Genomic DNA, 13689 nt, shown 5'->3' with positions numbered 1-13689 from the left:
CGAAGCGTGGCGCGGCTACTGCAGCGTGATGCCGCGGACGCGGATCGTGCTGTCCGGATGCGGCACGAAGCCACGGACACGTGTGCTGACGCCGGTGAAGGTTCGGCGGTGCCACAGGATCAGGCTCGGCAGTTCCTCGGCCAGGATGGCATTGGCGCTCCGGTACAGCCGCTGGCGTTCGGCGGCGTCGTCGGTCTGGCGTGCCTTCACCAGGATCTCGTCAAGTGCCGCATTGCAGTACTTCGAGTCATTCTGCGGCCCGGTACAGCTATAGTGGGTGAAGACGTTCCCATCCGGATGGGGGCGCCCGCTCCAGAAGGTGAAGAGGGCCTCGAACTGGCCGCGACGGCCGTTCTGCAGCATCGTCGCGTTTTCCTGGGTTTCGAGGTTCATCGTGATGCCGGCTTCGCTCAGCATGGCCTGGATGAACTGCGCGGCCTCCTGGCGCTCCCGCTCCGGCGGAACCAGCAAAGTGAAGGTAAGGTTCGGCACACCGGCCGCGCGGAGGAGGCGGCGGGATGCGGCGACATCGCGCTCCGGCACCGGATGGCTGGTGTCGTAATTCGGGTTGGACGGATTCACGAACTGGTTGCCCGCGGTATACTTGTCCTCGAACAGTGCGTGCACCATCGCGTTGCGATCGATCGCGAGGTTGATTGCCTGGCGGATACGCACGTCGCGGCCGAGCAACGCACCATGCGGCCCGTTGTTGGTATTCAGGCGAATCACATGGTAGCCGAGGTCGGGGGCTGAGACGACATTGACGTTGGGATCAGCGTCAAGCTGCGGCAGGTCGGTCGGCGTCAGGCGCTCGGCGATCTGCAACTCTCCCGAGCGAAGCGCGGAAATCCGGACCGTCGAATCTGTGATCGGCATGTATTCGATGCGATCGGGGCCCTGCATCGCCCTGTCCCAGTAATTGGCATATCGCTCGACCACGATGCGCCCCTGCGGCACGCGTTCGACGAAGCGATAGGGTCCCGCGCAGACCGGCGCCGTGCCGAAGCGATCCCCGAGCGCCTCCGACGCCTTGGGCGAGACGATCATCCCCGCCCGTTCGGCCAGGTTGATCAGCAGCAGGCTGCTCTGTGGCTCCTTCAGGACCAGGCGCAGGGTCAGCGGATCGACGACCTCGGCATGATCGAGCGCCGTCAGCTCCGACCGACGCAGCGAGCCGGTGCGCGTCACGTTCCGCTCCAGGGTGAAGCGCACCGCCTCGGCGTTCATCGGCTCCCCATCATGGAAGGTGACGCCAGGCCGCAGCTTCAGCGTGACCGACATCCCGTCCGGCGCGACGACGTAGCTCTCCGCGAGCTGCGGCACCAGATCCAGATCCGTGGATACATCGAAGAGCTTGTCACAGATCGCGGTCAGCGGTTGCCGTCCGCTGGCGAGGCGGTTGGTGGCGGGATCGAGCGCATCGGGGTCCTCATTGATCCCGATGCGCAAGGTGCCCTGGGCGGCAGCGCCGAAGGCCCAGCCTGTGGCCAGAGCAATGACGGCGAGAAGGCGGAGCTTATGCATCATTCATCCTGTCCTTGTGATGGTGTCAGGGGTGATCGACCGGCAGGATCGGCGGCTGACGAAACCGTTCCAGCAGCCGGGCCAGGCGCGGCTCAACAGGCCGGGTGAGTGCGGGGCTGAGACCGGACCAGGCCGGAATCTCACGCCAGTTATGGCAGGCCACCGCATGGCCCGCCGGATCCGCCACCAAGGCCGGCGCTTCCGTCGCGCAGCGTGCGGTGGCGAAGGGGCAACGGGGATGGAAATGGCAGCCCGTCGGCGGATCCAGCGGGCTCGGCAGGTCGCCGTCGAGCACGAGGCGCGCGCGGCGTTCCGGCTCCGGCGCCGGGACGGCATCGAGCAGCGCGCGGGTATAGGGGTGGCGCGGTGCGGCGAAGATCGCATCGGTCGGCGCGACCTCCACGAGCTTGCCGAGGTACATCACCGCCACGCGATGCGCGATGTAGCGCACGGCCATCAGATCATGGGAGATGAACAGCAGACCAAGCCGCATGTCCTGTTGCAACCGCCGCAGCAGGTTCAGGATCTGCGCCTGCACCGAGACATCGAGCGCCGAGACCGGCTCATCACACACGATCAGCTGCGGGGACAGCGCCAGCGCCCGGGCAATGCCGATGCGCTGGCGCTGGCCCCCCGAGAATTCATGCGGGTAGCGCGCCATATGGGCGGGATTCAACCCGACCATCTGCAGAAGCTCCGCGACGCGCCGCGTGATTCCCGACCCGGCATCGATGTGATGCACATGCATCGGCTCGCCGATGATCTCATGCACGGTCATGCTGGGGTTCAGCGAGCTGAACGGGTCCTGGAAGATCAGCTGGAGGTTTCGCCGATGCGAGCCCATGGCTGTCGCATCGAGCTTCAGCAGGTTCTCGCCGCGAAAGGCCACGGATCCGGCGCTGGCCTCGATCAGGCGCAGGATCAGCCGCCCGGTGGTGGACTTGCCGCAGCCGCTTTCACCGACGAGGCCCAGGGTCTCGCCCTCGGCCAGGTCGAAGGAGATGTTATCGACCGCGGCCAGCCGGCCGCGCCGCTGGAACAGGCCGCCCACGTCGAAATATTTGCTCAACCCGGCCACGCGCAGCAGCGGCGGAGGGCTCACCGGGGCAATCCGCGCCGCGCTCATGGCACAGCGTCCAGCGGCGCCATGTGGCAGGCGGCGAGGTGCCCAGGCAGCAGCGAACGCAGCGCGGGCTCGTCCTGCCGGCAGGGCGCGGCGGAGAAGGGGCAGCGCGGCTCGAACACGCAGCCGGGCGGCAGGTGGCGCAGATCCGGCACAGCGCCGTCGATCCCGACCAGAGGGTGGTCGCCCGGCTCCGCCCGCGGCACCGCGCCGAGCAGCCCGACGGTATAGGGGTGCTCGGGGTGGCCGATGACGCGCGCGGTGGCGCCGCGTTCCACCACACCGCCAGCGTACATCACGACAATCTCGTCCGCGAGGCCGGCGATGAGACCGATATTATGGGAGATCAGCATGATCGACGTGCCGCGCTCCTGCTGGATGTCGCGCAGCAGCTCGACGATCTGGGCCTGAACCGTGACATCGAGCGCGGTGGTCGGCTCATCGGCGATCAGCAGCTTCGGCTCGCAGGCCAGTGCGATCGCGATCATCACGCGCTGCCGCATGCCGCCCGAAAGCTTGTGCGGGTAATCGCTGAAGCGGCGTTCCGGCGCCGGGATACGCACCTGGCGCAGCAGCCCTATGGCACGGTCGCGCGCCTCCCGCCGGCTGACACGCTCATGCGCCTGGATCGCCTCCATGATCTGGTCCCCGATGGTGAAGGCGGGGTTCAGCGACGACATCGGCTCCTGGAAGATCATCGAGATGGCGCTGCCGCGCAGGCTGCGCACCTGGCTCGCCGACATCGCCAGCAGGTCGCGCCCCTGAAACAGGATGCTCCCGCTGGTGATGCGCGCCGTCTGCGGCGGCAACAGCCCCATGATGGCGAGGGAGCTGACGCTTTTTCCGCTGCCGGATTCTCCGACGATGCCGAGGCATCCGCCGGCCGGCACGTCGAAGCTCGCGCCGCGAACCGCGGGCATGATGCCGGCCTCGCCGGCGAAGGACACCGACAGGTCGCGCACCTGCAACAGCGGCGCCGCTGCCGCGGCCTGCGGCATCACGGGCAGGGAGTGGCCGTCGGCGCCGTCCATGCTCAGCCGACCAGGGTCGCTCGGCCATCGACGGCCACGAGGCCGAGGCCAACGGGGCGCACCAGGAGCGGATTCGCCTCCAACTCGATGAGCCTGCCGCCGAGGTCGTGGGCCAGCCAGCTTATCCGCACCACGGCATCGACGATCGCCGGCACATCCAGCACCGGCATGCCACGCGCGCCTTGCAGCAGCGGCGCGAGGCGGAGCGACTCCACCATCCGCAGCGCCCGCTCCGGCGCGACGGGCGCCGGGGCGATGGCGACGTCCTTGAGAATCTCGACGATGGTGCCGCCCAGGCCGACCAGCACGACCGGGCCGAACAATGGATCGTACCGGGCGCCGATGATCACCTCGGCCGCGCCCTTGATCATCTCCTGCACGCTGAAGCCATCGATCCGCGCCTGCGGCAGATGTCCGGCGACGGTCGCCTGCATGGCGACCGCGGCCGCCGCGACCGCGCCAGCATCGCGCAGGCCGAGGGCTACGCCCCCCACGTCGCTCTTATGCGCGATGTCGCGTGAGACGGCCTTGAGGACCACCGGGAAGCCAAGGGCCGCAGCGGCCTTACCGGCGGCCTCGGGGGTCGCGGCGAAGCTCTCCCGCGTCACCGGCACGCCATAGGCGGCGAGGGCGGCCTTCACCTCGCCCTCGGTCGCCACACCATCGGGCAATTCCGGGATTGCCGGCAGGCCCGCGGGGCGCAGCGCCATGGGGCTCGCCTCGGCCCGCAGCCGGTCGAATTGCGCGACCAGCTCCATCGCCCGCAGCGCATCCTCGAAGCGGTCGAAATAGGGTTGGTCCACCTCGCGCAGGGCCGCGCGCGGGCGGTCGGCCGCGGCCCCTGGGGTCAGCGCCAGGAAGCAGGGCTTGGGCGAGGCCTTGGCCACCTCCCCGATCAGCCGGGTCTTTTCGGCGAAGAAGGGCATCGAGGTCAGCACCACGAGGCCATAGGCGACGGCCGGATCGGCGAGCAGGATGTCCGCCGCGAGCTTGGTGATGTCCAGGCTGTCGGGCGCCTTGCGGCCGCCGAGGTCGATCGGATTGTCGGCCTGGGGCGGCAGCAGGATTTCCCCAAGCTGCGCCCGCGTCGCCTCCGACAGCACCGCCATCCCCAGCCCGATTTCGGTCACGCGGTCCGAGGCGATGCCGGCGCCGCCACCCGAGGTGGAATAGACCCCAACCCCGCCCGGGCTTCGCGCGCCCGGATGGCGCACCAGGATATTGGCCGCCCGCACCATGTCGTCGGGATCGCGCGCCAGGACCACGCCGGTTTCCCGGCAGATCGCCTCGAACACGTCGTAGGAGCCGGCGAGGCTTGCGGTATGGGACCGTGCGGATTTCACCCCGGCCTCGGTCCGCCCGGTCTTGACCAGCAGCAGCGGCTTGCCGGCGGCCTGGCAGGCGGCCGCGGCGGCACGGAAGCGAGCACCGTCCTTCAGCCCCTCGACATACAGGCAGATGGCTTTGGTTTCCGGGTCCTCGACCATCACTTCCAGGAAGTCGCAGATCTCCAGATCCGCCTGGTTGCCGAGCGAGACGCAGTGCCGGAAGCCGATCCCATCGGTGCTGGCGCGGTCGAAGACCGAAACCATCAGCGCCCCCGACTGGCTGATCAGCCCGATCGAGCCGCTCAGCAGCCGATCGGTATCGAGCACCACCGAGGAGCAGAGCGGCATGCGATGATGCGGCACGATCAGCCCCATGCAGTTCGGGCCGACGATCCGCATGCCCGACTGGCGCGCGATCGCCACCATCTCCGCCTGCATGGCCGCCCCTTCCTCGCTGGCCTCGGCGAAGCCGGTCGAGATGATGACGCAGCAGCCGACGCCGGCCGTCGCGGCGGCGGCGACATTCTGCACCAGCGTCTCGCCGGGCACCGCCAGGATGGCGACCTCGGGCGGGGTCGGCACATCGGCGAGCGTCGCATAGGCGGTGCGGCCCAGCACCTCTGGCCGGCCACGGTTGATCGGCACGAGGTCGCCCGCAAAGCCGTGGTGGACGAGGTGGTACATGATCCGCCCCCCGAACTTCGCGCGGCTGTCGGAGGCACCGACGACGGCGATCGAGGCCGGCTCCAGGATCTGGCGGATCGACAGGCGGGGCTTCACCCAGGGCGGCGACGACAGGGGGGGGATCGTGTCCATGACGGGCTCCGTCAGAGGAAAGCGGACATGCCGAGCGTCTCGCGCCCGATGATCAGGCGCTGGATGCCGGCGGTGCCATCGATGGCGGAAAGCATGGCGGCGTCGCGCCAGCAGCGTTCGACCTCCGCCTCCTCCGCCGTCCCCCAGGCGCCCATGCTTTCCATGGCGGCCTGGCAGACGGCGAGCGCGGTATCCACGGCGAAGACCTTGGCCATCGAGACGTCGCGCGGCGCACGCTTGCCGCTGTCCAGGATCGCGAGGGCGTTGAAGCAAAGCAGCCGCGCCGCCTGCAGCCGCGTGGCCGCATCGGCCAGCACGATCTGGATCGCCTGGAACTTGCCGATCGGGCGGCCGAAGGCCACGCGCTCCCGCGCATAGGCCAGGGCACGGTCGAGCGCATGGCTCGCGATCCCCACCGCCTGGATGCCGATGAAGCCGCGCGAGGCCTCGATGCCACGATGGAACTGCTCACCGCCGGCGCCGGCCTCGCCGAGGATGCTGTCGCGCGGGACGCGGGTGCCGTCGAAGGTGACCTCGGCCAGCGAAAGCTGGCGCAGCCCCACGGTGTCGATGTCGCGGCTTACCCAGGGGGAGATGTCGCGCTCCACGACAAGGCGGCTGAGGCCGCCGCTCGCCGGGTCCACCACCATCAGCGTCATCAGATCGGCGACGCTGCCGAGCTTCAGCCAGCGCTTGCGGCCATTGACGACGTAGTGATCGCCGTCCAGCACCGCGGTGGTGGTGAAAGCGCGCATGTCGGACCCCGCCTGCGGCTCGGTGATCGCGGCGGTGGCGATCCAGTCACCGGAGAAAAGCTTCGGCAGCCAGCGGCGTTTCTGCTCGGCGGTGCCGAGGTAGTTGATGGTGCGCGGCGGCACCACCTCGCCGAACAGGACCGGCCCCTTCGCCACCTGCTCCAGCAGCATGCCGTATTCGACGTAGCTCAGCCCGGCGCCACCGAAGTCGCGCGGGATGGTGCTGCCGAGGTAGCCGAGCGGCTGCAAGGCGCGCAGGCAGGTCCGCATCTGCTCGGCGGTCAGCCTGGTGCCGGGCGGGGTGGCGGCGGAGATCGGCGCGATCACGCGTTGCACCACCTCGGCCACCGCCGCCTGAAGCTCCCGCGTCGCGGGGGTATCGAAGACGGTCATCTCAGCGCCCCTTGAAGACGGGTTGGCGTTTCTCGTTGAAGGCGGCGATGCCTTCGCGCATGTCCTCGGACTTGCCGCCGATCTCGGACCAATGCGTCTCCAGCGCCTGGGCCGCGCCCGGCGAATGGACATACTGCGCCCGCACGGTTTCCTTGATCGCCTTGAAGGTGATGGGCGCGCCGCCGGAGACCCGCTTGGCGATGCGCGCGACCTCGGTCACGAACTCCGCCTCGGGGATGACGCGTGAGACCAGCCCCATCTCATGGGCCTGCGTGGCGTTCAGATCCTCGCCCAGGATCAGCAGATCCAGCGCGCGGTTGCGGCCGATGAAATGGGTCAGCCGTGTCAGGCTCATGCCCCAGCTCGGGATGACGCCGAGATAGGCATCGCCCGTGCGGAACCGCGCCGTCGAGGCGGCAAGGCGCACATCGCAGGCCATGCCGATCGCGAAGCCGCCACCGATGCACCAGCCCTGGATGGCGGCGATGACGGGCTTGGGAAAGCTTTCGAGCCGGTCCACCACCGCACGACCAAGATCGCGAAACCGCGTACTGGACTGCGATGTCCGTGCCGACGCCTTGAGATCGGCACCGGCGCTGAAGGCCTTGGTGCCGGAACCGGTCAGCACCACGCAACGCGTCTCGTCACGGCTCTCCAGCGCGTCGAACGCGGCGAGCACCTCTTCCAGCAGCGTGACCGTCACCGCGTTCACCGGGGGGCGCGAAAGGGTGATCGTCGTCACGGCATCGAGGTGATCGATCTGGATGGTCTCGTAAGGCATCGGGTACTCTCTCTCGGCCGGCTTGAGGTCATCCCGCGCGGCCATCCGTCGCGGTCAATCGGATGAAATCCTGCCGGCCAAGGCGCCGGCAAATTATCAAGCATGCTTGGTAATCACGCGAAGACAGCCTGGGCGGCTGCAGCGCCGTTGCTTGGTGAAACAAAGCAATCGCTATGCCAGCGGTCACGCAGCACTCCGCGCCAGTCGGCGCTGGAACTGTCCGCGCACCGGTTTGGCGAGGCCAAGGTGCTCGCGCAGCGTGGTGCCCTCATACTCCTTGCGGAACAGGCCCCGACGCTGGAGCACCGGCACGACCTGGTCGACGAAGACCGCGAGCTGGTCGGGGAAGTAGGGCGGCATCAGGTTGAAGCCATCGCAGGCCCCTTCCTTCAGCCACAGCTCCATCAGATCGGCCAATTGCTCCGGTGTTCCCACGAAGTTCTGGTGCGCGCGCGACCGGGCGATGAAGCGGGCTGCCCCATCGATGGTCAGCTTCTGCCGCGCCGCCTCAGAAAGCAGCGTGTCGGCGTTTGCCGTCGGCTTCTTGACGCGCCGGATCTCCTCGATCGGAAGGAGATCGTGCGGGTCGCGTTCGTAGAGGGGAAAATTCAGGTTCTCGCTCAACATCCAGATCCCGACGTCAGGATGCACCAGGTCGCCCGTCTCCCGTTCCAGCCGCAGCGCCTCCGCCTCGGTCGAGCCAAGCAGCGGCGAGAGGCCGGGCATGATCACGACCTCCTCCGGCCGGCGGCCATAGCCCGCCATCCGGGCATGGGTCGAGGAGCGGAACTCGCGGGCTTCCTCGATCCGGCTCTGGGCCGTGAAGATCGCCTCGCCCACCGCGGCGGCGAAGTCCCGCCCCGGCGGCGATCCGCCGGCCTGCACCAGCACCGGCCAGCCTTGCGGTGGGCGTGGTTGGCGCAAGGGGCCGCGCACGGTGAAGCTGTCGCCACGGTGATCGATGCGGTCGATCAGCGCCGGGTCACAGAACTGGCCCGTGGCTTGGTCGCGCAGCAGGGCCGCATCATCCCAGCTATCCCACAAGGCCGTGCAGACATCGATGAACTCGCGGCCGCGGATATAGCGATCCGCTTTCTCCATGGAACGGTCGCGGCTGAAATTCAGCGCGGCCTTGTCTTCCCAGGTGGTGACGACGTTCCATCCGGCGCGGCCACGGCTGAGATGGTCCAGCGTCGCGAACTTGGAAGCGATGGCATAGGGCTCGTGATAGGTCGTCGAAAGCGTGCCCACGAGGCCCAGCCGTTCCGTCACCGACGACAGCGTCGAGAGCAGCGAGACCGGGTCGAGATTGGAGATCGCCTGCCGCCCGAAGAAGCGCCCGTCGCGCTCGCGGGTGAACAGCGTGTCGCCGACGAAGAACAGGTCGAACTTGCCGCGCTCGGCGAGTTGCGCCGCTGTCCGGTAGAAGTCGAGCGTGCTCAGCCCTGCTGCCGTGACGCTCGGATGGCGCCAGCCGGCGATGTGATGGCCGCCCGGATAGATGAAGAGCCCGAGGTGCAATTGCCTGGTCATCGGCTGTCTCCCGCCCCCTGGTGTTCGAGCAGGACGGCTGCGGCCTGTTCGGCGAAGCGGCTGGCGGGCTTCGCGAGGTTCAGATGCGCGCGCAACGTGCTCCCGGCGTAGCTGGTGCGGGCCAGCCCCTGCTGCCGGAGGATCGGCATGACATCGGCGATCAGGCGCTCGCCATCCTCGGCCAGCACGGCGGGCAGGATGTTGACGCCGTCGATCCCCGCCGCGGCCCGCCAGTTGGACAGCGCTGCCGCAAACGCCGCGGCCGTGCCGACAAAGCGCCACACCGGATCGCCCGTTGTGGGTGCCATCGCATCCAGCCGATTGCCGCGCGCCTTTGCCTCCGCATCGCTGTCACCCAGGATCGGGGCGACATTCACCAGGATCCGCAGCGCATCCGGCGACCGGCCCGCCTTCGCCACCATGCCGCGCAGCCTGGCTGCGAAGGCCTTTGCCTGCGCCGGATCGCCGCAATCGGCGAGGAACACATCCGCCGATGCCGCGGCCAGGGCGAGCCCGGCATCCGAGGCATCGCGCATGATGACGACCGGATGTCCCTGAATCGGCCGCACCGCGGTCAGCGGGCCGCGCACCGAGAAGTATGTGCCGACGTGGTGGATGGGGTGGATCTTCTCCGACAGGGCGAACATGCCGGCCGCCTTGTCGGCGATGACCGCATCATCTTCCCAACTGTCCCAGAGCTTCATGGCAACGTCGATATACTCGCGCGCTCGGTCGTACCGTTCGGCGCTGCTCAGGCTCGGCAGCACATGGCCGAAATCCGCCTCCTGCTGATCCTCTCCCTCCAGATCGACGATCCAGGCCGTGCGGCCGGCGGAGAGATTGTCCAGCACCGCGAAGGCACGTGCCGTGTGGAAGGGCTGGGTATGCGCCATGTAGACGGTCGCCCCCAGGCCGAGGCGCCCGGTGTGCGCGATCATCGCGGCGATCAGCGGCAAGGTGTCGAACTGGAGCACATCCTGGCCGCCCGACATCAAGGCGGCCGGGCCGCCGCGTGGCGGCAGGAACAGCACGCCATCCAGCAGCGCGGCCTCGGCCCGGCGCAGCAGCGCCTCATAGCGCGGCATGCCGCCTGGCTCGTCGACGAGGGGCGAGACCCTCCAGGCCGCAGGATGGTGCCCGTGGCCGCTGATCGACAATGTGATGTGCATGGCGCCTCTCTCGTCAAACATGCGTCCGGGCTCAGCGTCCCGTCGGTGGGGACACGCTCGTGATGCGGCCGATGGCCGGGAGCCGTGGCGGGGTCAGGGATCTTGTCGCCGCGGAGCAGGGCCACCCGCCAAGCACGACAGCCCCGCCTCTTGTTGCGACAGTCGCGATGTCCCTCGACGCCCGCATGTCCTAGCCCCCGCTGGGACCCGCCGAGAGATGTCGGACGAGCCTTCAATTATCACGCATACTCGATAATTTATCGCGCACACTTCACAAGTCGGGAAAGCACAATTCGTGCCAATGTTTCGCAGTGCACTTTCCCTGGCCGTTTGGAAGGCTGGTGTGCAGCACGTCAAAGTCGGCGGACGCCTCTGACGGGCGACGCCGCCCCGAGGAGCGCGGCCGGGCCATTGCGTCATCATCGCCGATGACAGAACGATTTGCGCTACCCGCCACACATGCCATGGCCATAGCCCTCGTCATGCCCTGGCACCGCCGCGCGCACCAACCATGTGTGAGCCGCGGGTGACCCGGGCATGTGCCAGGGCGCGCGGGATCTGCCTCCGGTATTGAGGCATATGGCGCTGTTTGCGGCATCCTTGCCGGAGTACGCCGAGCCGAGCAGCGACGGGTCGATGCCGGCTGGTCTCAGCCGGCCGCCGCCACGAGCCGTCGCATCAACGCCACCAAGACCTTCTGCTCAGCGGCGCTGAGGCCGGCCAAGGTTTCGTCATGCGCCGCGCGCGCCGAGGGTTCGATTGCCGCGAGCAATTCCAGCCCTGGCTCGGTACAGGCACAGAGTCGCGCGCGCCTGTCATCGGCGAAGACCGTGCGACGAACCAGGCCGCGCGTCTCCAGTCGCCGGATTGCGCCGGCGGTTGTCGTCCGGTCGAGCGCGACATCCTCGGCCAAGGTGGTCTGATCGGCCTCCCCCCGGCGCGCGAGCGCGCCCAGCAGGCTGTACTGAAGCGGCGTGATTCCGAACTCGGCGCAGTTGCGCGTGAAAAGCGCCACATGGATCTGGTGAAGGCGTCGGATAAGGAAGCCTGGCCGCTGAGCCAGTGGCCAGGGCCGCTCAGCAGGCGTCTTGGTCACTGCCAACCGCGTCTCCTCACCTTCGCCTGTCCGATGGAGGTGCGGCAAGCCACGCCCGAGGTCAATCGCGGCCTGTTTCGGGCGGAGTATGAAGGGGCGACACTGCGCAGCCATCTCAACCTGCCTCGCCCGGAGAACCGGCATGCCCGGCAGAAGGCGCTACAGGGTGGCCCGCATACGAAAATCCCCCGGCCGGGGTGTCTTGGTGAGGAGCCGCGATGGCGATACCGTCACGCCAAGACATCATTCTGAGGAAACGCCATGACCCCCCCTGACCGCCTGCGCGCCTTGCTGGCCGAACCTGGATTTGTCGTGATGCCGGCCGTCTGGGACGGGTTGAGCGCCAAGCTGACAGCCAACGCCGGGTTCCGCACCGCCTTCCTTTCCGGGTCCTGCGTGGCGGCCAGCCGCCTCGGCGGGCCGGACCTCGATCTGATCTCCTTCGGCGAGATGATGGACTCGTTCAACATGGTGCGCGGCGCCGCGCCGGACCTGCTGGTGCTGGCCGATGGCGACCATGGCTACGGCAATGCCATGAACGTACAGCGCACGGTGCGCGCCTATGGCCGCGCCGGCGCCGCCGCGATCCTGATCGAGGACAAGATCACCCCTCGGGCGCTGACCGCGGCTGGCAAGCCCTGCCTCCCGCGGGAGGAGGCCCGGATGAAGCTGCGGGCAGCGGTGGAAGCGGCCAAGGAGTCCGGCATCCTGATCCTGGCGCGGACCGATTGCCGCCCGACACGGGGCATCGATGAAGCGGTCGTGCGGATCGAGATGTTCGTGGAGGAGGGCGCCGATATCCTGTTCCTCGATTCCCCCGCAGATGACGCCGAGGTTCTGCGCGCTGTGGCCGCCGCGGCCGGGCGGCCGTCCTTCGCCGTCCTCTCCCCCGGCGCCCCGCGCGCGACGCCGTCGCAGACGGAAGCCGCCGCGCTGGGCTTCAAGATCGGCACCTACCCGACCGGGCTGCTCGCACCTGTGGCGGCGGGCATGAAGGCCGGGCTCGCGGCATTGGCCGCCGGCGCGGCGGAGGCAGCCAGCGCGATGCCTCCGCCGGAGCTTCGCACGACCTTGGGCTATGCCGACTACGATGATCAGGCGCGGCGTTTCATCCTGCCGGGCTGATGGCCTTCATGGGGGGCCAGGGGTTTTATCCTGACCCCCACGCATTGCGCGTTGATGCCTGCGCCAAGGCGACGATACTCGCCCCTTCATCGAAGGAGCCGCCCCCATCGTCACCCGCTTGCCGCCCCTGCGCAGCCTGCGCGCCTTTGAGGCGGCTGGTCGGCACCTGAGCTTCACCATCGCCGCCGAGGAGCTGGGGGTGACCCCCGGTGCGATCAGCCACCAGATCCGCCAGTTGGAGGAGTTTCTCGGCGCCCGGCTGTTCGATCGGCAGCACCGTGAGGTCACGCTGACCGCACGCGGCCAGGCCTATCAACGCTCCCTCGCCGAGGCGTTCCGGCGGATGGAGGATGACACGCGGGTGCTCTTCGCCGCGAACGACCCGGCCAACCTCAGGGTCTATGCCTCGACCAACCTTGCCATGCGCTGGCTGGTGCCGCGGCTGCCGCGGCTCGCCGCACGTCACCCCTCGATCACCCTGGAGCTGTCCGCCGAGGGCGGGCCGCCGCCGGCGTTGCAGCCGAGGCGCTTCGACCTCGCCATCACCCATGGCGCGGCGCCTTTGGCCAAAACGGAGCCGGCGCGGCTGTTCGATGGGCGGCTCGTTGCGGTGTGCAGCCCACGCTACCTCGCCGGCCGCGGGCCGATCACCCAGCCCGCGCAGCTCGACCCGGACAGCCTCATCCATTCGCGCAAGCGCAAGGGCGATTGGCGGCGCTGGCTGCGGCTGGCCAAGGTCCCGGAGGTCGATGCCAGCCGGGGCATCAAGTTCGAGGATATGAACCTCGCCTATATCGCGACTGTCTCGGGCATGGGGGTGATGCTGTTCTTCGCGAACCTGGTCGCGGAGGATCTGCAGACCGGCCGGCTCGTCATGCTGTTCGATGTCGCACTGACCGAGGAGCCCGACTGGCTCGTCTATACGACGCCCGCGCCGGAGAAGGCGCAGGCGACGCTGCTGCTGCGCGACTGGCTGCTCGCCGAGGCCCAGAACGATCGCCAGCGCGATCGCTGA

Annotated in this window: 11 protein-coding genes; 2 read left to right on the top strand and 9 right to left on the bottom strand. The window is 68.6% G+C overall.

Features of this window, described 5'->3' with window-relative positions; all coding sequences use genetic code 11:
* Positions 1 to 15 precede the first annotated feature (15 nt).
* From C8P66_RS13270 to C8P66_RS13230, 9 genes are all read right to left on the bottom strand, one after another.
* Positions 16 to 1527, bottom strand: a complete 1512-nt coding sequence (locus C8P66_RS13270) for an ABC transporter substrate-binding protein (RefSeq protein WP_111398754.1) — start codon at positions 1525 to 1527, stop codon at positions 16 to 18.
* 22 nt (positions 1528 to 1549) lie between these two features.
* Positions 1550 to 2626: an ABC transporter ATP-binding protein gene (locus C8P66_RS13265; protein WP_245903504.1), complete on the bottom strand. Its 1077-nt coding sequence runs from the start codon at positions 2624 to 2626 to the stop codon at positions 1550 to 1552.
* Between the two features lie 20 nt (positions 2627 to 2646).
* Entirely contained in the window at positions 2647 to 3678 is a 1032-nt protein-coding gene (locus C8P66_RS13260; RefSeq protein WP_245903503.1) for an ABC transporter ATP-binding protein, read from the bottom strand.
* 2 nt (positions 3679 to 3680) lie between these two features.
* Entirely contained in the window at positions 3681 to 5822 is a 2142-nt protein-coding gene (locus C8P66_RS13255) for an acetate--CoA ligase family protein (protein WP_111398752.1), read from the bottom strand.
* A gap of 11 nt (positions 5823 to 5833) precedes the next feature.
* Positions 5834 to 6970 (bottom strand): acyl-CoA dehydrogenase family protein, encoded by a 1137-nt coding sequence (locus tag C8P66_RS13250; RefSeq protein ID WP_111398751.1) that lies wholly within the window; start codon positions 6968 to 6970, stop codon positions 5834 to 5836.
* 1 nt (position 6971) lies between these two features.
* Positions 6972 to 7796, bottom strand: coding sequence for an enoyl-CoA hydratase/isomerase family protein (locus C8P66_RS13245; protein ID WP_211314138.1), 825 nt, complete (start codon positions 7794 to 7796; stop codon positions 6972 to 6974).
* Between the two features lie 138 nt (positions 7797 to 7934).
* Positions 7935 to 9284, bottom strand: coding sequence for an LLM class flavin-dependent oxidoreductase (locus C8P66_RS13240; protein WP_111398750.1), 1350 nt, complete (start codon positions 9282 to 9284; stop codon positions 7935 to 7937).
* Positions 9281 to 10453, bottom strand: coding sequence for an LLM class flavin-dependent oxidoreductase (locus C8P66_RS13235; RefSeq protein ID WP_158537245.1), 1173 nt, complete (start codon positions 10451 to 10453; stop codon positions 9281 to 9283). The genes C8P66_RS13240 and C8P66_RS13235 overlap by 4 nt, the downstream gene beginning before the upstream one ends.
* 649 nt (positions 10454 to 11102) lie before the next feature.
* Positions 11103 to 11549, bottom strand: coding sequence for a MarR family winged helix-turn-helix transcriptional regulator (locus C8P66_RS13230; RefSeq protein ID WP_211314137.1), 447 nt, complete (start codon positions 11547 to 11549; stop codon positions 11103 to 11105).
* A gap of 261 nt (positions 11550 to 11810) precedes the next feature.
* Between C8P66_RS13230 and C8P66_RS13225 the strand changes: the two genes are divergently transcribed.
* A complete protein-coding gene (locus C8P66_RS13225) occupies positions 11811 to 12674 on the top strand; it encodes an isocitrate lyase/PEP mutase family protein (RefSeq protein ID WP_111398748.1) in 864 nt (287 codons plus the stop codon).
* 118 nt (positions 12675 to 12792) lie between these two features.
* The gene (locus C8P66_RS13220) at positions 12793 to 13689 is read left to right on the top strand and encodes a LysR substrate-binding domain-containing protein (RefSeq protein ID WP_111398747.1); all 897 of its coding nucleotides are present in this window, start codon (positions 12793 to 12795) and stop codon (positions 13687 to 13689) included.

Source organism: Humitalea rosea (assembly GCF_003253705.1).
Lineage (GTDB): Bacteria > Pseudomonadota > Alphaproteobacteria > Acetobacterales > Acetobacteraceae > Humitalea > Humitalea rosea.
This window is presented reverse-complemented; position numbering and strand designations above follow the sequence as displayed.